Genomic DNA, 18472 nt, shown 5'->3' with positions numbered 1-18472 from the left:
TCACTCACCGGCCAAATAGCGTGCCAGCGGCTCGATCATCTCCTCGGGAATGCGGCGCGCGATCACCGGCATCACCTGCTGCGGCAGGCGCGCGTCGATCACCTTCTCGTCGCCGCGCCAGTGCCGCAGCCGCTCGGCAAGATACACCGCGCGCTGGCCCGCGAGCACCGGCTGCGGCTTGCCCGGCGCGTGGCAGCTCGCGCACGCCGGCAGCTGGCGCTCGGGCAGCCCACGCTCGACGATCAGCCGCGCGCGCGCGTCCCGTCCGGGCGCCGCGCCCAGCCCCGGCATCGGCGCGAAATGCGCCGCGAGCGCGCGGCGCTGCTCGGGCGAGAGCACAGCGGCGACATTCTCCATCACCGCGCTCTGTCGCCTTCCGTCGGCATAGGCCGCCAGCGCCGCCTCGAGGTAGCCGGCGCGCTGCCCGCCGAGCACGGGGATGTCGGGCTGCCCGCGCCCGCGCCCGTCCGCGCCGTGGCAGGCGACGCAGCCCGCCAGCGTCGCGGCGGCGAGCGCGCGCGCGTCGGTCGTCCCCGCACCGGTCGCGCCGCCGCTGAGCCGGCGATATTCCGCCGCCGACATCACCGGCAGCCGCCGCACGAAGGCGACCATGCGGCGGATCTCGTCGTCGCGCCCCTGCCCGCCCCAGGCCGGCATCCCGCTATATTTCACGCCGTGGCGCAGGATGTAGAACAGCTGCCCGTCGGTCCACTGCGTGGCGTTGACCGACAGGTCGGGCGCGGGCGGCATCGCCCGCTGCATCACCGGCGAGGGGCGCTGACCCGGGGCGCCGTGGCAGGTCGCGCAGGCCGCGGCGAAATGTCCCGCCGCGCTCACCGTCGCGCCGTCTCGCGCGATCGGGTCCGCGGGCGAGTCGAAGAAGCTGTGCGTCTTGACCGAGTTTCGCATCGTCCAGTGGAGGAACCACTCGGTCACCGCCCAGTGGCCCGACGAGGCGGCGATGTTGAAGACGCCCGACCAGGCGAACAGCAGCCCCGCCGCGGCCAGCGTCGCCAGCGCGGCGACCAGCCGCTTCCAGGTCACACGGATCGTCATGCCGCGCGCGGCTCCCGCAGGAGGGTAGCGAGCAGCCACAGCCCGCCGAGGCAGTAGCTCGCGCCACCCACCACCAGCATCACCACGCCGCCGAGCTGCTGGTCTTCGAGGGGGTCGAGCCCCGGCGCGGGATGCATCGCCATCATCGCGTAGAGCGGGCGCGGCGCCAGCCCGATCAGGGCGCCCAGCAGGGTCATGTGCATCGAGGTGAGCAGCAGCGCCGCCGCCCCTGCCGCGGGCTGCGCCAGCGCCGCGCGCCACAGCGCGACGCCCGCGCCGAGGAACAGCGCCTGCTCCGCGAGCGCCACCGCCGCGTGCGCGTCGGCGAGCGCGCGCAGCGCGGGAAAGTGCCACGCCCAGACGATCGCGAACTCCAACATGGCCCAGAGCAGCGGCGCACCCGCACTCCCGGGACGTCGCGGCAGCACGGCGGCGAGCGCGGGCGCGGCGACCGCCACGGCGCCCATATGGGCCGCCATATGCCCGGTCATGCCACATCCGGCAAAGGCGAGCGCGGTCGCGCCGAGCGCGAGCGTCAGGCCGGGCGCGGGGCGGAGCGCGGCCCTCATCGGCAGTCCGTCAGCAGCAGCGCGGGCGCGGCGGTGAACAGCACCGCGACGAAGCTCAACCCGGCGAGCAGCAAGGTCGCGGTGGCGAGGAAGCGCAGCCGGTCGATGTCAGTGCCCTCGTCGTGCGGCGGGTCGTCGCCGGGCGTGCGCGACTGCACCCAGGCGATCCAGCCCGCGGCGAGGATGATCGCCAGCGCCGCACCCGTGCCGACCACGAAGGCGATCGGGAAGCGCGGGAAGGCGCCGAGCTTGGCGCAGCTCACCGCCACCCAGAGATAGCAGAACAGGAAATGCGCCGCCCAGACGGTCGGCGGCACGATCAGCGTCCACAAGGTCACGCGCAGCCCGCGGATGCGCTCGCCGAGGCCCTGTCGGCCGCGGGGGGCGTCCTCCCTCATGCCGCCCCCGGGAACAGGCCGATCGTGGCGTAGGTCACCACCGCGGTCAGCGCCATGAAATGCTGGTAGACGGTGATGTTGCGCAGGTCGGCGTCGTGGCGCGGCGTCATCCGCCCGGCCAAGCTGCGCGCCAGCGTATAGAGCTGCATGATCGCGCCGACGCCGCAATGCGCGGTCGTCCAGATCGCCAGCGTCCACACGATCGCGGGATAGACATGGAGCTCGGGCTGCAGGCCGCTGAGCCACGGCCCCGCCAGCCCGGCGCCGATCGCGCTGAGCGACAGCAGCGCCGCCGCCCCCAGCGCCGCCCGCGCGACGCCGACCGCCGCGCGCCGGTTGAGCTCGCGCGCGGCGACGGTCAGCGCCCAGCTCGCCAGCATCGCCGCCATCGCCAGCATCGGCCAGAAGCTGCCCGGACCGTCCAGGCCGGGGCCGCTCGGCGGGAAGTCCTCGTGCCGCGTCCAGAAGAAGAAATAGCCGAACACCAATCCCGAGAAGGCGGTGGCGTCAGCCATCATCGTGATGAACATCGCCCACCAGCCGCTGGCCGACGCGCCCGAGATGTACAGTGGCAGCTCGATCCCGTGCCCGATCGGCTTGCAGTCCTTCTCCGGGATCTCGGCGGTGCCGGTCCACAGCCAGTAGAGCACCAGCGCCAGCGTCGCGAGCGCCCCGACCAGCGCCGGCCAGTAGAGATGATAGGTCGTCAGTATGAATACGCTGCCCAGCGCGATCGCGGTGAGCATCGGCACCACGCTCGGACCGCCGAGCCGCAGCACCTGCACCGGCCGCGCATCAAGCACGCTGGTGACGATCGTCTCGCGCCGCCCCTCCGCCGCGTCGGGCAGGAAGAAGCGGCCCTCGTCGACCTTGGCGACGAAGTCCTTCTGGTCCCAGATCGGGTAGCGGCTCTCGATCAGCGGGATCGAGCGGATCCCCCAATCCTCGTCGTCGGGATGCGCGAGCCACTCGAGCGTCCCCGCCGCCCAGGGGTTGCGCGGCGACTTGGCGCGGCGCGGGCTCAAGGCAAGGTCGACGCAGACCAGCAGCACGCCCGCGGCGAACACCCAGGACCCGATCGTCGAGGCGAGGTTGAGCCCGCCGATGCCGAGTTCCTCGGGATAGGTGAAGACGCGCCGCGGCATCCCCATCAGCCCCGAGAAATGCATCGGGAAGAAGGTGAGGTTGGCGCCGCCGAACAGCAGCCAGAAGGCGGTCCGCCCGATCCGGTCGGACAGCTTCTTTCCCGTGATCAGCGGCCAGTAATAATAGAGGCCACCGAACAGAGGGATCAACGTGCCGCCGATCAGCACGTAGTGGAGGTGAGCGACGATGAAATAGGTGTCGTGCGCCTGCCAGTCGAACGGCGCGATCGCCACCATCACCCCGGTCAGCCCGCCGATGACGAAGATCGCGATCGAGCCCGTCACGTAGAGCAGCGGGGTCGACCAGGTCACGCGCCCTGCCCATAGCGTCGCGATGAAGGCGAAGATCTGGATGCCGGTCGGGATCGCCACCGCCTCCGACGCGGCGGAGAAGAACGCCAGGCTGATCTTGGGCAGCCCGGTGGTGAACATATGGTGCACCCACAGGCCGAAGCTGAGGAACGCCGTCCCCACCGCCGCGAGCACGATCCAGGGATAGCCCAGCAGGTGGCGCCGCGCGAAGGTCGGCACGATCATCGCGAACAGCGCGATCGAGGGCAGGAAGACGATATAGACCTCGGGGTGGCCGAAGATCCAGAACAGGTGCTGCCACAGGATGGGGTCACCGCCCCTGGCCGCGTCGAAGAAGGGCCAGCCGAGCAGCCGCTCCAGCTCGAACAGCACATCCCCCGCGATCAGCGGCGGGAAGGCGAACAGGATCATCACCGCGACGACCAGGATGTACCAGGCGTAGAGCGGCATCAGGTTGAGCCGCATGCCCGGCGGGCGGCATTTGAGCACGCCGGTGATCAGCTCCACCGCGGCGGCGACGGACGACACCTCGATGAAGCTCAGCCCCAGCATCCAGATGTCGGCGCCGAGCCCGCTGAGATCGGTGCGCGTGGTGAAGGGCGGGTACATGAACCAGCCGCCGTCGGGCGCGGCGTCGAAGAAGATCGAGCCCGAGACGAAGGCGCCGCCGATCAGGAAGCTCCAGTAACCGAAGGCGCTGAGCCGCGGGAACGGCAGGTCCCGCGCGCCGAGCAGCTGCGGCAGCAGGATGATCGAGACCGCCTCGAACATCGGCACCGCGAACAGGAACATCATCATCGAGCCGTGCAGCGTGAACAGCTGGTTGAAGGTCGACGGCGTGACCAGCTCGTTGCCGGGCTGCGCCAGCTGCACGCGCATGATCAGCGCGAGCACGCCGGCGAACAGCATGAAGCCGAAAGCGGTCAGCGTGTACCATACGCCGACCTGGTTGTTGTTGGTGTCGGTCCAGCGCAGGAACAGGCCCTTGGGCGGCGCCCAGACGGCGCGCAGCCGCTCCTCCTGCGCCGCGCGCAAGCCGGGATCGTCCTGCGCGTGGAGGCTCATCGATTGGTCTCCAGCCAACGCGCGATCGCGGTGGCGTCCGTCGCGGACATCTGCGGGTAGGCGGGCATGCGCGCGCCGGGCTTCACCGCCGGCGCGTCGCGGATGAAGCGGACGAGGTTGGCGGTGGTGAGCGGCTGGATTCCCGCCGCCACGGTCGCGCGCGCGCCGAGATGCGTGAGGTCAGGGCCGATGGCGCCCGCCGCCCCGGTGCCGCGCACCGCGTGGCAGCCGCCGCAGCCATGGGCGTCGAACAGACGCGCGCCCGCCGCGGCGGCGGTGATGACCGGGCGGCGCTCGGCGGCGAGCCAGGCGTCGAAGGCGGCGGGCTCCATCGCCACCACGTCGAACGCCATCAGCGCGTGGCTCAGCCCGCAGAACTCGGCGCACTGCCCGCGAAAGCGCCCCGCGCGCGTGGCGTGAACGACGAGCGTGTTGGTGCGGCCGGGCACCATGTCCATCTTACCGGCGAGCCCGGGCACCCAGAAGCTGTGGAGCACGTCGCCGCCCGCGAGCGCGAGCACGACGTCGCGCCCGACCGGCAGGCGCAGCTCGTTGGCGGAGGTCACCGCGGCGGCGCCGGCGGGCTGATAGGCCATGCGCCACCAGAATTGCTCGCCGGTGACGGTGACGCGCAGGTCATCGCCGGCGGCGCGGATCGGGCGCATCGCGGGCAGTGTGGCGATCAGCAGCGCGAGCAGCACGACGCTCGGTACGATGCCGCCCGCCCACAGCACCAGCCGCATGCCCTGGCGGTGGGTCAGCGCGCCCTCGCGCGAGCGCGACGCGGTGACCATCAGCGCGGCCAACGCCAGCGCGATCACGACCGCGCCGAGCACCATCCAGCCGGTCAGCCCGGCGAGCCAGGCGGCCTCCCTGCCGAACGTCGTGAATGCGGATTGGCGTCCCGAGCCGATGATCTTGCCCCCTGCGTTCGAGAAGGATCGTGACCGAGCTTTGTTCCTGCCGCGGCGGTGACGAAGTGTTGCTGCGGCAACGGTTGCGTCATCTCCTCGTGCCCTGGCGGAGGCCGGAGCCCGGTTGGGGAGGTTCCGGTGAGACCCAGCGGCGTCTCCCGACTGGGCCTCGGCCTTCGCCGGGGCTTAAGGGAAGGAGACAGGCGGCATCCCCCTCCACTTGCGTCATCCTGAACTCGTTTCAGGATCCACGGTGCGGCAAGCGCCTCCAGCCAGGGGGTGCGCGGAGCGGTGGATCCTGGACCGAGTTCAGGATGACGCCGACACGGCGCGGCGCATCCAGTCCCCAGCGCAACACCGTGCCACGCAACATCTCGCCCGCCGGACGGTTATCCCCAACGATGCGCCACCCCGACGAACCGCCGCGGCCCTGGTGGGAGCGCGGCACGGTCTACCAGATCTACCCGCGCTCGTTCCAGGACAGCGACGGCGACGGCGTGGGGGACCTCGCCGGCATCGAGCGCCGGCTCGACCATGTCGCCGGGCTCGGCATCGACGCGATCTGGCTGTCGCCGATCTTCCCCTCGCCGATGGCCGACTTCGGCTATGACGTCGCCGATTACTGCGGCGTCGAGCCGATGTTCGGCGATCTCGCCACCTTCGACCGGCTGCTCGCCGCCGCGCACGCGCGCGGGCTCAGGCTGCTGCTCGACTTCGTCCCCAACCACTCGTCCGACCAGCACCCCTGGTTCCAGGCGAGCCGATCGAGCCGCGCGGATCCCAAGCGCGACTGGTACATGTGGCGCGACCCCGCCCCGGACGGCGGCCCACCCAACAATTGGATCAGCGACTTCGGCGGCCCGGCCTGGGAGTATGACGTGGCGACCGGGCAATATTACCTCCACGCCTTCCTCAGGCAGCAGCCCGATCTCAACTGGCGCAACCCGGCGCTGAAGGCCGCGATGCTCGACGTCATGCGCTTCTGGTTCGACCGCGGCGTCGACGGTTTTCGCATCGACGTGCTGTGGCACATCGTCAAAGCCGAGGGGCTGCCCGACAATCCGGCGAACCCCTATTGGCGCCCCGGCATCACCGAGCGCGACCGGCTGATCCAGCAGCACTCGACCGATCAGCCAGAGGCGCACGCGATCGCCGCCGAGATGCGCGCGCTGGCGGACGGCTACGGGGAGCGGGTACTGATCGGCGAGATCTTCCTCCCCAACGACCGCCACGCGCGCTGGTACGGCACGCCCGAGCGGCCGCAGGTGCATCTACCCTTCAACTTCCAGCTGATCGAGAATGCGTGGGACGCCGCGTCGCTGCGGCGCGTGATCGCCGACTATGAGGCGTCGCTGCCGCCGCACGGCTGGCCCAATTGGGTGATCGGCAGCCATGACGCGCCGCGCATCGCCGCACGGGTCGGCGCGGCGCAGGCGCGCGTCGCGGCGATGCTGCTGCTGACGCTGCGCGGCACGCCGACGCTGTACCAGGGCGACGAACTCGGCATCGCGCAGGTCGACATCCCGCCCGAGCGCGTGCGCGACCCGCAGGAGTTGCGCCAGCCCGGCATCGGCATCGGCCGCGACCGTTCGCGCACCCCGATGCCGTGGGACTCGAGCCCTCACGCCGGCTTCTCCGCGGTCGAGCCGTGGCTGCCGCTCAACCCCGACTGGCGCACGCGCAACGTCGCCGCGCAGGAGACCGATCCGCGCTCGATGCTGGCGCTCTACCGCCGCCTGCTCGCGCTGCGCCGCGCGCACCCGGCGCTGGCGGTCGGCGGCTTCGCGCTGGTCGACGCCGCGCCGGACGTGCTGGCGTATGAGCGACGGCACGGCGAGACAGTGCTGCGCGTCGCGCTCAACCTGTCGGCCGAGCCGCGCCCGCTGCCGTTCGACGGCGAGGTGCTGCTGTCGACGCTCGATGGCGCCGGCGACGGCGTGCTGCGCGCGGACGAGGGCGTGGTGATGCGGTGAGTGTTTCTCCCATCGGCCTCCCGCCCGCCGTCATCCTGAACTTGTTTCAGGATCCACCGTGCCGCAGACAAACCGGCCGCGGCGCTCGCGGTTACGTGGATCCTTAAACGAGTTCAGGATGACGCCAGGAAAAGTTGGAGGCGTCCCCCGCCCGCACGACGAAGGACCGATGATGAAGATCGCCATGCTCGCCCCGATCGCCTGGCGTACCCCGCCGCGCCATTACGGCCCGTGGGAGCTCGTCACGCACCTGCTCACCGAGGCGCTGGTCGCGCGCGGCATCGACGTCACTTTGTTCGCCACGCTCGACAGCGTCACCGCGGGCACGCTCGACGGCGTCGTCCCCGCGCCCTATTCGGAGGACGCGAGCATCGACGCCAAGGTGTGGGAATACCGACACCTCGCGCACGTGTTCGAGCAGGCCGACCAGTTCGACCTGATCCACAACCAGGCCGACTTCCCCGCGCACGCCTTCGCGCGGCTGGTCGACACGCCGCTGGTGACGACGATCCACGGCTTCTCGTCGGACCGTATCCTGCCGATGTACGAGCCGTTCCAGGACCGCGTCCATTATGTCGCGATCAGCGACGCCGACCGTCACCCCGCGCTGCGCTACGCCGCGACGATCCACCACGGCATCCCGCTCGACGACTTCGCCTTCGACCCGCGCGGCAGCGACGACCTCCTGTTCTTCGGCCGCATCCACCCCGACAAGGGCGCCGACGAGGCGATCGCCGCCGCCCGGGCGAGTGGGCGCCAGCTCCACCTCTACGGCATCGTCCAGGATCAGGGATATCACGAGCGTTCGGTGGTACCCGCGCTCGGTGGCGCGGGGGTGACGTGGCACGGCGCGGTCGGCGGCGCAGAGCGGGTCGCCGCGCTGGGGCGCGCGCGGGCCCTGCTGCACCTGATCAACTTCGACGAGCCGTTCGGCCTGTCGGTGGTGGAGGCGATGGCGTGCGGCACGCCGGTGATCGCCAACCGCCGCGGCGCGATGCCCGAGCTGATCGAGCACGGCGTCACGGGCTTCCTCGTCGACAACGTGGACCAGGCGGTGGAAGCGATCGGGCAGGTCGGCGACCTCGACCGCGCCGTCTGCCGCCGCCGGGTCGAGGAACGGTTCAGCGTCGAGCGCATGGCCGACGACTATGCCGCGCTGTACCGGCGGATCATCGGCTAGGGTCAGATATATCGGTGCTGAAACGTGCTCCGGCGCAGGCCGGAGCCTCGGGCCGCCAACGTTGCCCCCGTTGGCTCTGGGCTCCCACGTGCGCGGGAGCACAGTGCGGCTGGATCACCCTTCCCCAGGCGCGAGTGGAGCACGCGGCTTCCCCTTTACCACCTTCGTCATCCCGGATTTGACACGGGATCCCGGGCTCCGCGTTCTCGGGGGCCGGTGAGCGGACGGGCGGCTGGATCCCGGATCAAGTCCGGGATGACGGCGGGCTCGGTAACGGGCTGTATCACTCACCACCCGCACCCACCCCGCGCTGGCGAGCGGCGCCCACGCCGCCTATCTCCCCCGCATGACCGCCTCGTCCGATCGCCGCGCCACGCTCTACCGCATGGTCATGCCCGGCCACACCTGCCCCTATGGCCTCAAGGCCAAGGACCTGCTCGAGCGCCGCGGCTATGTCGTCGACGACCATCCGCTGAGGACGCGCGAGCAGACCGACGCCTTCAAGGCGGAGCACGGCGTGAGGACCACGCCGCAGACCTTCATCGCGGGCGAGCGCGTCGGCGGCTATGACGACCTTCGCCGCCACTTCGGCCAGCGTGTCGCGGCGGCGGGCGAGACCAGCTACCGTCCCGTTGCGGCGGTGTTCGCGATGACCGCGCTGATGGCGCTCGCCGCCAGCCACGCCGCTTATGGCACGCCACTCACGGTGCGCGCGGGCGAGTGGTTCATCGCCTTCAGCATGTGCGTGCTCGCGCTGCTCAAGCTGCAGGACGTCGAGACCTTCTCGACCATGTTCCTCAACTACGACCTGCTGGCGCGACGCTGGGTGCGCTACGGTTATGTTTACCCCTACGCCGAGGGGTTGGCGGGCGTGCTGATGGCGGCGCACGCGGCCGACTGGCTGTCGGTGCCGATCGCGCTGGTGATCGGCGGCATCGGCGCGGTCTCGGTGGTCAAGGCGGTGTATGTCGACCGGCGCGAGCTGAAGTGCGCCTGCGTCGGCGGAGCGACGCGCGTGCCGCTCGGCTTCGTGTCGCTCACCGAGAACGTCATGATGGTCGCGATGGCGCTGTGGATGGCAGTGCGATGACCCTTGACGCGGTCGCGCGAGAGGGAAGATACGAGACTTTCCTCAAATAGATGCGCGGTTCGCGCAGACACAAAACGTAATCCTGCTGGAGGACGTCTGTCACGGCGAAGTCGTTGACTCCGCATTAACCAGAAGCTGTCTGGTCGCGGGCGAGCGTGATCCGGGAGACGTCGCGATCTCTGCTTGGCCCGACGACAACAGAGGGAGTTGCGATCATGAGACAGATAGTTCTACTGGCCACCGCGGCCATATTAGCGCCGGCGAGCGCGTCGGCGGCGACGATCTTCGGCGTGGACGAGACCAACACGCTGGTGACGTTCAGCAGCGCGGTGCCGGGCACGTTCACGTCCTCCGTGAAGATCACCGGCGCCGGCAGCAGCATCGAGGCACTCGATTTCCGCCCACTCAACGGCACGCTCTACGGCCTCGGCACCGATCGCGTGGTCTATACGATCAACACGATGACGGGTGTGGCGACCGCCGCCAGCGCCGCGCTGGGGATCGAGGGCAGCGTCTTCGGCTTCGACTTCAACCCGACGATCGATCGCGTCCGGATCGTCAGCAACACCAACAACAACTATGTCTACAATCCCAACGACGGCTCGCTCACCGGCGCGCCGACCACCAGCCCGCTCGGCTATGCCGCGGGTGACCCGAACGCCGGTCGCGACCCGGGCGTGAGCGCGGCAGCCTACACCAGCTCGAGCTTCGGCCAGCCCGCCGCCTCGACCCAGCTCTACGTGATCGACACCGATCTCGACGTGCTCGCCAAGCAGAACAACAACGGCGGCGTGCTGACCACGGTCGGGGGGCTCGGCACCGATCTCGGCTCGCGCACCAGCTTCGACATCGCCGGGAGTGAAGCGTTCGCCTACAATGGCAACGCGCTCTACAGCGTCAACCTGAACTCCGGTGCACTGTCGACGCTCGGCACCACATCACGACAGCTGTTCGGCATCGCAGTCGCGCCCGTGCCCGAGCCCGCCACCTGGGCGATGATGATCCTGGGGTTCGGTGCGGTCGGCTATTCGCTGCGCCGTCGCACCGCGCGCGTGCGCGTCACGCAGCTGGTCTGATCGGGATCGAGGGGCGCCACCGCGTCCCTCGACACCCTCAGGGCTGGTCCTCGGCCGCCTTGGCCGCGGCCTGACGCCCGCGCTTCCACCGCGTCGCGTTCTGCGCGACGCACCCCGTGGCGCTCGCCGCGCCGACGGTGGAGCAACTGCCGACGCCGACGACGCCGACGCCCTGATTGGCCGCTTCCTTCGCCGCCCAGGCCTGGTTCTCTGGCGTCACCTCGAAGTTGCGCAGCTCCTTGGGAATGCGGAATTGCTCCTCGGCGGGCCGGCGCGTGCAGACCACCACTTCGGCGCCGTCGGCATTGGTCGGGCAGCGCTCGTTGCCGTAGAGCACCAGCACACCGTTGACCGGCGCGTTGCGCGACACCCCCCCGGCCGCAGTGGTGCGCGGCGCGCGCACCGCATCGGGCGACGGCGGCCCGCTCTGTGCCAGCGCGGCCGCGGGCGCGGCGAGCAGCAGCGCCGCGGCGAAGACCCGTCCTACCATCACCTTCCTCTCATATCCTCTTGGCGGTCGCGATCGCCACCCGGCAGCCGAGCCGGATCACCACCGACATCAGCGGATAGGCCGGCGCGTTCTCGGCGCCGTGCGCCAGCGCGGTGTCGCGGTGCTCCAGCTCCTCCGCCTGGAACTCGCGGATCGCCTCGGACAGCTCGGGGTCGCTGTCGCCGAGCGCGACGAGCTGCTCCTCATAATGTTTGTCGATCTCGGTCTCGACCGCTGCGGTGCAGGCCATCGCCGCCTCGGGCCCGATCGCGGCAGTGACGGCGCCCAGCGCGAAGCCGGCGACGTCCCAGAACGGCTGGAAGAGGGTCGGCCGGACGCCGCGCTCGACGATCATGCGGTCGAAGAAGGCGCGGTGCTTCTCCTCCTGCAGGGCCATCGCCGAGATCTTGCGCGCCATCGGCGAGCGCTGGCCCATGATCGCGAGCTGCCCCGCGTAGATGCGGATCGCGCCGAACTCGCCCGCCTGGTCGACGCGGATCATCGAGTCGCTCGCGGCGGGCTTGTCGCCAGGTTTCCAGGTCATGCGCGCCTCCACAGCTGCGATACGATCAGCGCGGCGCCGGCGAAGGAGAGCAGAGCATTCCATCCCGCCAGCGACACGCCGAGCAACGACCATTGCGCCGCGTCACAGCGAACGATCGGCGCGGCGAGCAGGTCCTTGAGCGCCTGGTCGGTCGAGAGGCCGACGGTGCTGGTCGTCTGCGTGCAGGCGGTCATCCCCTGCCACCAGTGATATTCCACCCCGGCGTGGAAGACGCCGATCGCGCCCGACACCACCACCAGCGCCGCCGCGCCCGCCACCAGCGTCGCCTGGACGCGCGGCGCACGGACCACGAAGGCCAGCGCGGCCATCGCCACCGCACCGTAATGCGGCCAGCGCTGCCAGTGGCACATCTCGCACGGGTACAGGCCGCCGATCAGCTGGAACGCCCAGGCGCCCGCGAGCAACGCCGCGGGCACCAGCACCGCGAGCAACCGGGCGTTGCGCAGCCCCCGCGCCGTGCGCGCGCCGAACGGCCGGTCGAGCGCCGCGCCCGTCACTTCTTGCCCGCTACCGGCGGGGTGCTCGCCATCGACTGGGTCACCGCGGCGACCTGCTGCGGCCCGCCGAGCCGCGCGATCGTCTTGAGCGCGTACCAGAGCTGGAAGTCCTGGACGCCCTGCTTCTTGAGCGACTCAGGCGTCGCCGTGAAGCGCGGGTCGTCCTTGGTGTCCTCCTCCAGCACCGCATTGTCGGGCGACTTGATCTCGTTGATCAGATGGCGGCGCAGATCGGCCTCGCGGAACACCGGGCGCGACTTGTAGTCCGAATCGGAGAGCTGGGGCACGCGGATGTCGGGCTCGATCCCGCCCTCCTGCACGCTGCGCCCGGACGGCGTGAAATAGCGCGCGGTGGTGAGCCGCAGCGCGGTGCGCGGCCCGAGCTGAAGCAGGGTCTGCACCGACCCCTTGCCGAAGCTGCGCTCACCCATCACCAGCGCGCGGTGGTGGTCCTGCAGCGCGCCCGCGACGATCTCGCTCGCGGAAGCGGTGCCCGAGTCGGTCAGCACGATGATCGGCAAACCGTGCGCGACGTCGCCGGGCTTGGCGAAATAGCGCTCGATATCGTCCTTCTCGCGACCGCGCTGGCTGACGATCTCGCCGCGCTCGAGGAAGGCGTCGGACACCTCGATCGCCTGGGTCAGCAGCCCGCCGCCGTTCTCGCGCAGGTCGACGACATAGCCGAGCGGCTTGTGCCCGAGCGACTTGTCGATCGCCATCACCGCGGCGCGCGTGTCGGCGCCGGTCGCCTCCGAGAAGGTGTTGATGTTGATGTAGCCGACGTCGCCCTTCACCTCCCATTTCACCGGGCGCTGCACGATCACCTCGCGCACGAGGGTGACGTCGATCGGCTTGTCGCGGCCGGGGCGGACGAGCGTGAGCGAGATCTTGGTGCCGGGCTTGCCGCGCATCTGCGCGGTCGCCTCGTCGAGCGTGCCGCCGTATATAAGCTTGCCGTCGATATGCGTGATGAAGTCGCCCGACTTGATCCCGGCGCGCCCCGCGGGCGTGTCCTCCTGCGGCGAGACGACCTTCACCGCGCCGTCCTCCATCGAGACCGTCAGGCCCAGGCCGCCGTAATTGCCCTCGGTCTGGATGCGCAGATTGTCGAAGTCGGAGGCGTCGACGTAGCTGGAATGCGGGTCCAGCGCGGCGAGCATGCCGTCGATCGCACCCTTGATCAGCTGATCGTCGGTGACCTTGTCGACGTAATCCGCCTTCACGCGATTGTAGACGTCGAGGAACTTGTCCATCTCGCGATAGGCGCTGGTATCGGCGGCGGCCATCGCACCGGTGGCGACCGGCACCATCGCGATCGTGGTGACCAGCGCGGCGGCCTGGAGCAGCTTGGACTTCATGCGAACAGTCGAGACCCCGGTGTGAGCGATCCCGCGATGTAGCGGAATTGCACGAGCGATCCTAGCGCCCGCGCGGCTGAACCACGGCTGAGCGGATGAGGGCGGCCGCGCGCTAGCACTGATCCTTCCCTGCAAGGGGAGGTAGCGCGCGGAGCGCGACGGAGGGGTGTCACCGCTGGTGAGTCGAGCGCCCCCACGGGCCGGGTCACCCCGCCGACCGGCCTCCGGCCTGCCACTTTCCTAAAGCGGAGGAGGAACGGCAAACAAACGCGGCTACCGGGGCCTCGCCCTGGGCAGGCGGCACTTGCCCTTGCGGCACTCGGGCGGCGCATAGGCGCCGAGATAGACCGGCGGCGGCGCCACCGCCGCGATCGCCACCGGGTCGCGCGCCACCGCGGGCTCGGCCGGAAAGGCCGCGCGCGCGCGGGCGAAGAGCGCGCGCGCACGCGCCGCGCCGGGCGCGGTCGCGCTGGCGCCGACCCAGCGCCAGTGCCACGGCTCCCACTTGACCCGCTGGCGATTGCCCGCGGGGAAGGACATCTCGAAGCCGTAGCGCGCGGCGTTGGCGACGAGCCAGCGGAACGCGGGGGTCGCCGCGCCGCACGCCTCGGCGTCGGGACAGTCGTTGACGCGCGGGCGGAAGGCGAAGTCCAGCGCGTAGCCGGTCGCATGTTCGCTATGCCCCGGCGGCGCGACCGACAGCGCGCGCTCGCCCGCTGCGGTCTGCGCCTCGCGGCAGAACACCGCCTGCTGATAATTGATCGAGCGGTGGCACGACAGCGCGCGCACCTGCCCGCCCGATGCCGCGATCAGCCGCGCGAGATCGGGCACCACGTCGCGGCGCAGCACGCAGGGCCCGACCGCCAGCCCCTCGGGCACCGCGACCAGCTCGCCCGGCGGCGCGTCGCCATAGGGCAGGTGCCCCAGCGCCCGCCCGTCCGCGCCCATGCGCACGTTGCTGTTGTCGCACAGCTGTGCCTGCGCCGGCGCGGCCAGCGCGAGCAGCGGGGCGGCGAGGGTCAGGGAGGCGCGGCGCATCGCGCCCTCTGGCCACGGCGGCGCGAGGATGGCAAGGGCGTGGCGCATGTTAGGCGACCGGGTCCTGTTCCTCGACGGCGAGGCGTTGATCATCGACAAGCCCGCCGGGCTGCCGGTCGATCCCCCGCGCGACGGTGGGCTCAGCCTGGAGAACCATCTCGGCTCGCTCACCTTCGGCTTCCGGCGATGGCCGGTCGCGGTGCACCGGCTCGATCGCGACACCAGCGGCTGCCTGCTGCTCGCGCGCAACCCCAAGGCGCAGGTGCGCTACCAGCAGGCGTTTGAGGCGGGGCAGGTGCGCAAACGCTATCTCGCCATCCTCGACGGCGTGCCCGAGGGCGAGCGCGGCACGATCGAGCTGGCGCTGCGCAAGGTCTCCAGCGCCGAGCGCGGCTGGCGCATCGCGGTCGACCCGCGCGGCAAGGCGGCGCGGACCGATTGGGAGCTGCTCGACACACGTGTCGGCCGCGCCCTGGTCGCCTTCACCCCGCATAACGGGCGGACGCATCAGCTGCGCGTCCACGCGCGCGAGGGGCTGGGCGTGCCGATCGTCGGCGATCCGGTCTACGGCCGCGCCGATCCGGCGGGGATGATGCTGCACGCCGCCGCGCTCGCGCTGCCCCGCCCCGGCAAGGAGGACGCCGCCGCCGAGGCGCCCTGGCCCGAGCGCTTCGCCGCGCTCGGCTTCGCCGCCGGCTGAGCTGACCGCCGCCCGCCATCATATCGGGCAGCGCGACGTCGACGAGCTGGCCGCGCTTCGGCGCCGATCAGTCGAACGACGGCTTCTTCCGCCCGGCCTTCACCCCCGACCGCCCTTTCTTGGCGTCCACCCGGCGGGTCTGCGACGCGCGGGAGGGTCGGGTGGGTCGTCGCTTGGCCCGGACCACCGCCGCCTCCTGGATCAGCGCGATGAGACGTTCCAGCGCCTCCTGACGGTTGACGTGCTGCGAGCGCGATCCCTCGCTCCGCAGCACCAGCACGCCGGCCGCCGTCATCCGCGATCCTGCCAGCGCGGCGAGACGCTCCTTCACCCGCTCGGGCAAGTCGCTCGCCGCGACGTCGAAGCGCAGGATCACCGCCGAGTCGGTGGTGTTGACGTGCTGCCCGCCCGCGCCTCCGGAACGGGTCGCGGTATAAACGATCAGATCGTCCTCGATCGAGAGGGAGCGGGTGACGGGGATGCGGGCCATGGCGGTATATAACGTCGACTGGCGCGAGCGCGATGGGCCCGAACGGGCCGATGCTGCGCCTTTGCGCCTCGCCGCAACGGGGTGATCCGATCGCGGCGGAGCGCGGCCGTAGTTCGGGCCAAGCGAGCCACCGCCGCAACATGGCGGCCAAACCGACGCAACAGAGCGACACGCGAGCGAGACGCGCGCGGCGCACCTCGCCTCGCGCCGGCCCTCCCTGCCGGCGCATCGAGGAAGTTGGCATGTACATCTCGTCCCGCAGCCGCGCGCCGCAGCCGCGCCAGGCCCCGCCGCCGCTGGTCGACAATCCCTTCGCCGCCGAGCTGTTCGCGACGGGCTGCGCCGGATTCACCAGCCTGGGCGGCACGGTGGTGCTCACGCTGGAGGCGGCGCGCTGCGATCATTCCGGCGAAACCCCGGTGGTGGAGCGAGTGGTCGCCGGACGGATCGCGCTGACGGTCGCGGGCGCGCAGGCGCTGGCGGCGGGGCTGAACCAGTTCCTCGATCAGCAGGGGCTCGCCCCCGCGCGCGCGGGCAGCGGACAGTGACGGCGCTGCGTTGCTGGCGCGCCGGCCCTCCCCGACCCGCGATCACGCTTGAGCCGAGCGAGAGCGCACCCTGGCCGCTGTGCGAGGCGGGCTATGGCCGGGTGGTGGTGCACTGGACGATGCGGGGCTGATCGGCCCCCGCGGCGTCGTGGCGGACCCGTGCCGCCCGACGCACTCGCCTCTGGCGCGATCCCGGGTGAGATCCTAGGTCGGCGGCATGTACGAGTTCGCCGTCACCGCCGAGTCGAAGCCCAGCCGCTACGACGATCTGTTCGCCGCGCTGGACGCGCTGACCGACGGTGAGCCCGACCCGATCGCCAACATGGCCAATGCCGCGGCACTGCTGTGGCAATATCTGCCCGAGCTCAACTGGGCCGGCTTCTACCGGATGATCGGCGACGAGCTGGTGCTGGGCCCGTTCCAGGGCAAAGCGGCGTGCATCCGCATCGCGCTGGGGCGCGGCGTGTGCGGCACCGCCGCGGCCGAGCGGCGCACCCAGCTGGTCGAGGACGTTCACGCCTTCCCCGGCCATATCGCCTGCGACGCGGCGAGCCGGTCTGAACTGGTGGTGCCGATCGTGCACGAAGGCCGTTTGCTCGGCGTGCTCGACCTCGACAGCCCGTCGCCGGCACGCTTCGATGCCGACGACGCGCGCGGTTGCGAGCGGCTGGTGGCGCTGCTCGCGCCGCGTCTGGCGGGCTGAGGCGCTACTTCTTCTCGCGGCCGGCGAAGGTGACGAGGCTCTCCGCGCCGTCGGCACCGATCGCTGCGACGCCGAAGAAATGGTCGTCCACCGGCACGGCGGCGACGTCGAGCGTGGTCCCGGTCGCCTCGCGCGAGTCGCTCCACGCCGCGGTGTCGGCGCGGCGCCAATAGACCTTGTAGCGCGACGCGCCGGCGACCGGCGCCCAGCTCACCTTGGTATCGTACGACAGCGCGCCCGAGATCGCCGCGCTCGCCGGCGCGGCGGGAGCGGCGGCGAGCCGCGCGATCGTCGCGACGTTGATCGCGGTCACCTTGGCGAGATAGGCGAAGTCCATCCCCTCGATCGTGTCGGCATAGACGCGGCCGTTCTCGGTGCGCACGTCCTGGTGCTGGCGGTCCCAATTCTCCGCCGCGACCGAGAAGCGCACCGCGGGATAGCCCTGCTTGAGGAAGGGTTCGTGGTCGCCGCCGCGGCCGAACCGGTCGGGTCGCCGATCGACGAAGACGCCGAAGCCGCCGGGCAGCGTCGGCGCGACGCCGCCGATCATCTTGGCGAGCGCGCGGCTGGGACCGTCGTCCTCGCCGCCGATGCCGCGCCGCTCGATTGCCTCGGGCAACGACTCGCTGGCGCGGATCCCCTCGGAGAAGACGCGGACATAGCGGTCGTTGATCACGCCGCCCTGTCCCAGCGAGTTGCCGACGATGTCGTTGTTGAGCATCGCGTCCACCTGCCAGCCGCGCGCGCGCGCGGTCTCCGCGAGCAGCGTCGCGCCCCACAGCCCCTGCTCCTCGCCCGAGAAAGCGACATAGACGATGTTGGCGCGGAAGCGCTCGCGATGGAGCAGCCGCGCCGCCTCGAGCACCAGCGCGACGCCGCTGGCGTCGTCGTTGGCGCCGGGCGCGTCGCTGGTGACGTTCATCACGTCGGTGACGCGGCTGTCGATATGCGCGCCGACGATGATGTAGCGGTCAGGATCGGCGCCGCGCTGGATGCCGAGCACGTCCTCGATCACCACGCCATCGGGGGCGCGCGGGCCGGTGAAGCGGCGCGACAGCCGCTCGGTGGTGATGCAGCCGCCGCAGTCGCGCGAGAGCCTGGCGAACTCGCCCGCCACCCAGGTTCGCGCCGCGCCGATGCCGCGCTTCGGATCGGTCGCCGAGGACAACGAGTGACGCGTGCCGAACGACACCAGTTTCTCGACGGTGGCGCGCTGGCGCTCCTGCGACACCGCGTCGCGCGCGACGGCGGGGGTGGCGAGGGTCAGCGCGAGCAGCGCGGCGGCGGGAAAACGGGGCGTCATCC

At 71.1% G+C, this 18472-nt stretch carries 19 protein-coding genes; 7 read left to right on the top strand and 12 right to left on the bottom strand.

Annotated features, from left to right (window positions below; translation table 11 throughout):
• The 5 genes from K7957_RS16225 to coxB are packed head-to-tail and all read right to left on the bottom strand — an operon-like array spanning position 1 to position 5459.
• Positions 1 to 1056 (bottom strand): c-type cytochrome, encoded by a 1056-nt coding sequence (locus K7957_RS16225; RefSeq protein ID WP_223013251.1) that lies wholly within the window; start codon positions 1054 to 1056, stop codon positions 1 to 3.
• Positions 1053 to 1625: a cytochrome c oxidase assembly protein gene (locus K7957_RS16220; protein WP_223013250.1), complete on the bottom strand. Its 573-nt coding sequence runs from the start codon at positions 1623 to 1625 to the stop codon at positions 1053 to 1055. Before K7957_RS16220 ends, K7957_RS16225 begins: the two co-directional genes overlap by 4 nt.
• On the bottom strand, positions 1622 to 2023 hold the full coding sequence (locus K7957_RS16215; protein WP_223013248.1) for a hypothetical protein: 402 nt from the start codon (positions 2021 to 2023) through the stop codon (positions 1622 to 1624). Before K7957_RS16215 ends, K7957_RS16220 begins: the two co-directional genes overlap by 4 nt.
• Complete coding sequence (ctaD, locus tag K7957_RS16210; RefSeq protein WP_223013246.1) at positions 2020 to 4545, bottom strand: cytochrome c oxidase subunit I; 2526 nt, start codon at positions 4543 to 4545, stop codon at positions 2020 to 2022. The genes K7957_RS16215 and ctaD overlap by 4 nt, the downstream gene beginning before the upstream one ends.
• Positions 4542 to 5459 carry a cytochrome c oxidase subunit II gene (coxB, locus tag K7957_RS16205; RefSeq protein ID WP_425517214.1) on the bottom strand — a complete coding sequence of 306 codons (918 nt, stop codon included), beginning with the start codon at positions 5457 to 5459 and terminating at the stop codon, positions 4542 to 4544. Before coxB ends, ctaD begins: the two co-directional genes overlap by 4 nt.
• A 401-nt stretch (positions 5460 to 5860) precedes the next feature.
• Here coxB and K7957_RS16200 point away from each other — a divergent pair, with 401 nt between their 5' ends.
• The 4 genes from K7957_RS16200 (at position 5861) to K7957_RS16185 (ending at position 10778) form a co-directional block, all read left to right on the top strand.
• Positions 5861 to 7432 (top strand): alpha-amylase family glycosyl hydrolase, encoded by a 1572-nt coding sequence (locus K7957_RS16200; RefSeq protein WP_223013242.1) that lies wholly within the window; start codon positions 5861 to 5863, stop codon positions 7430 to 7432.
• Between the two features lie 172 nt (positions 7433 to 7604).
• Positions 7605 to 8612 carry a glycosyltransferase family 4 protein gene (locus tag K7957_RS16195; protein ID WP_223013240.1) on the top strand — a complete coding sequence of 336 codons (1008 nt, stop codon included), beginning with the start codon at positions 7605 to 7607 and terminating at the stop codon, positions 8610 to 8612.
• 346 nt (positions 8613 to 8958) lie between these two features.
• Positions 8959 to 9702: a MauE/DoxX family redox-associated membrane protein gene (locus K7957_RS16190; RefSeq protein WP_223013237.1), complete on the top strand. Its 744-nt coding sequence runs from the start codon at positions 8959 to 8961 to the stop codon at positions 9700 to 9702.
• Positions 9703 to 9917: 215 nt separating this feature from the next.
• The gene (locus K7957_RS16185) at positions 9918 to 10778 is read left to right on the top strand and encodes a DUF4394 domain-containing protein (RefSeq protein ID WP_223013235.1); all 861 of its coding nucleotides are present in this window, start codon (positions 9918 to 9920) and stop codon (positions 10776 to 10778) included.
• A 37-nt stretch (positions 10779 to 10815) separates the two neighbouring features.
• Here the strand turns inward: K7957_RS16185 and K7957_RS16180 are convergent, their stop codons facing one another.
• The 5 genes from K7957_RS16180 to K7957_RS16160 form a co-directional block, all read right to left on the bottom strand.
• Positions 10816 to 11268 carry a hypothetical protein gene (locus tag K7957_RS16180; RefSeq protein WP_223013233.1) on the bottom strand — a complete coding sequence of 151 codons (453 nt, stop codon included), beginning with the start codon at positions 11266 to 11268 and terminating at the stop codon, positions 10816 to 10818.
• 10 nt (positions 11269 to 11278) lie between these two features.
• Positions 11279 to 11812: a demethoxyubiquinone hydroxylase family protein gene (locus tag K7957_RS16175; RefSeq protein WP_223013231.1), complete on the bottom strand. Its 534-nt coding sequence runs from the start codon at positions 11810 to 11812 to the stop codon at positions 11279 to 11281.
• On the bottom strand, positions 11809 to 12330 hold the full coding sequence (locus tag K7957_RS16170; RefSeq protein WP_343228437.1) for a disulfide bond formation protein B: 522 nt from the start codon (positions 12328 to 12330) through the stop codon (positions 11809 to 11811). Before K7957_RS16170 ends, K7957_RS16175 begins: the two co-directional genes overlap by 4 nt.
• On the bottom strand, positions 12327 to 13688 hold the full coding sequence (locus K7957_RS16165) for a S41 family peptidase (RefSeq protein ID WP_223013229.1): 1362 nt from the start codon (positions 13686 to 13688) through the stop codon (positions 12327 to 12329). The genes K7957_RS16170 and K7957_RS16165 overlap by 4 nt, the downstream gene beginning before the upstream one ends.
• Positions 13689 to 13961: 273 nt before the next feature.
• Positions 13962 to 14726, bottom strand: a complete 765-nt coding sequence (locus tag K7957_RS16160; RefSeq protein WP_223013227.1) for a M15 family metallopeptidase — start codon at positions 14724 to 14726, stop codon at positions 13962 to 13964.
• A gap of 46 nt (positions 14727 to 14772) precedes the next feature.
• On the opposite strand from K7957_RS16160, the gene K7957_RS16155 reads away from it, so the two are divergent.
• Positions 14773 to 15426, top strand: coding sequence for an RluA family pseudouridine synthase (locus K7957_RS16155; protein ID WP_223013225.1), 654 nt, complete (start codon positions 14773 to 14775; stop codon positions 15424 to 15426).
• A gap of 67 nt (positions 15427 to 15493) precedes the next feature.
• On the opposite strand, the gene arfB is transcribed toward K7957_RS16155, so the two are convergent.
• Positions 15494 to 15916: an alternative ribosome rescue aminoacyl-tRNA hydrolase ArfB gene (gene arfB / locus K7957_RS16150; protein ID WP_223013223.1), complete on the bottom strand. Its 423-nt coding sequence runs from the start codon at positions 15914 to 15916 to the stop codon at positions 15494 to 15496.
• A gap of 242 nt (positions 15917 to 16158) precedes the next feature.
• Here arfB and K7957_RS16145 point away from each other — a divergent pair, with 242 nt between their 5' ends.
• Both K7957_RS16145 and K7957_RS16140 read left to right on the top strand, forming a co-directional pair.
• The gene (locus tag K7957_RS16145; RefSeq protein ID WP_223013221.1) at positions 16159 to 16464 is read left to right on the top strand and encodes a hypothetical protein; all 306 of its coding nucleotides are present in this window, start codon (positions 16159 to 16161) and stop codon (positions 16462 to 16464) included.
• A 217-nt stretch (positions 16465 to 16681) separates the two neighbouring features.
• Positions 16682 to 17167 carry a GAF domain-containing protein gene (locus K7957_RS16140; RefSeq protein WP_223013219.1) on the top strand — a complete coding sequence of 162 codons (486 nt, stop codon included), beginning with the start codon at positions 16682 to 16684 and terminating at the stop codon, positions 17165 to 17167.
• A 4-nt stretch (positions 17168 to 17171) separates the two neighbouring features.
• Here K7957_RS16140 and K7957_RS16135 read toward each other — a convergent pair whose 3' ends face one another.
• Positions 17172 to 18470, bottom strand: a complete 1299-nt coding sequence (locus tag K7957_RS16135) for a M20/M25/M40 family metallo-hydrolase (protein WP_223013217.1) — start codon at positions 18468 to 18470, stop codon at positions 17172 to 17174.
• Positions 18471 to 18472: the final 2 nt, after the last annotated feature.

Source organism: Sphingomonas yunnanensis (assembly GCF_019898765.1).
GTDB classification, from domain to species: domain Bacteria; phylum Pseudomonadota; class Alphaproteobacteria; order Sphingomonadales; family Sphingomonadaceae; genus Sphingomonas; species Sphingomonas yunnanensis.
Note: the sequence above shows the minus strand (reverse complement) of the source record. Positions and strands in the feature narration are given on the sequence as shown.

Bases quoted from the DNA above. Each gene is read 5' to 3' on its own strand.
- K7957_RS16215 (WP_223013248.1), bottom strand. From the start codon at position 2,023: ATGAGGGAGGACGCCCCCCGCGGCCGACAGGGCCTCGGCGAGCGCATC.
- K7957_RS16135 (WP_223013217.1), bottom strand. From the start codon at position 18,470: ATGACGCCCCGTTTTCCCGCCGCCGCGCTGCTCGCGCTGACCCTCGCC.
- K7957_RS16145 (WP_223013221.1), top strand. From the start codon at position 16,159: ATGTACATCTCGTCCCGCAGCCGCGCGCCGCAGCCGCGCCAGGCCCCG.
- K7957_RS16190 (WP_223013237.1), top strand. From the start codon at position 8,959: ATGACCGCCTCGTCCGATCGCCGCGCCACGCTCTACCGCATGGTCATG.
- K7957_RS16160 (WP_223013227.1), bottom strand. From the start codon at position 14,726: ATGCGCCGCGCCTCCCTGACCCTCGCCGCCCCGCTGCTCGCGCTGGCC.
- K7957_RS16185 (WP_223013235.1), top strand. From the start codon at position 9,918: ATGAGACAGATAGTTCTACTGGCCACCGCGGCCATATTAGCGCCGGCG.
- K7957_RS16155 (WP_223013225.1), top strand. From the start codon at position 14,773: ATGTTAGGCGACCGGGTCCTGTTCCTCGACGGCGAGGCGTTGATCATC.
- arfB (WP_223013223.1), bottom strand. From the start codon at position 15,916: ATGGCCCGCATCCCCGTCACCCGCTCCCTCTCGATCGAGGACGATCTG.
- K7957_RS16220 (WP_223013250.1), bottom strand. From the start codon at position 1,625: ATGAGGGCCGCGCTCCGCCCCGCGCCCGGCCTGACGCTCGCGCTCGGC.
- K7957_RS16165 (WP_223013229.1), bottom strand. From the start codon at position 13,688: ATGAAGTCCAAGCTGCTCCAGGCCGCCGCGCTGGTCACCACGATCGCG.
- K7957_RS16180 (WP_223013233.1), bottom strand. From the start codon at position 11,268: ATGGTAGGACGGGTCTTCGCCGCGGCGCTGCTGCTCGCCGCGCCCGCG.
- K7957_RS16140 (WP_223013219.1), top strand. From the start codon at position 16,682: ATGTACGAGTTCGCCGTCACCGCCGAGTCGAAGCCCAGCCGCTACGAC.
- ctaD (WP_223013246.1), bottom strand. From the start codon at position 4,545: ATGAGCCTCCACGCGCAGGACGATCCCGGCTTGCGCGCGGCGCAGGAG.
- K7957_RS16195 (WP_223013240.1), top strand. From the start codon at position 7,605: ATGAAGATCGCCATGCTCGCCCCGATCGCCTGGCGTACCCCGCCGCGC.
- K7957_RS16225 (WP_223013251.1), bottom strand. From the start codon at position 1,056: ATGACGATCCGTGTGACCTGGAAGCGGCTGGTCGCCGCGCTGGCGACG.
- K7957_RS16200 (WP_223013242.1), top strand. From the start codon at position 5,861: ATGCGCCACCCCGACGAACCGCCGCGGCCCTGGTGGGAGCGCGGCACG.
- K7957_RS16175 (WP_223013231.1), bottom strand. From the start codon at position 11,812: ATGACCTGGAAACCTGGCGACAAGCCCGCCGCGAGCGACTCGATGATC.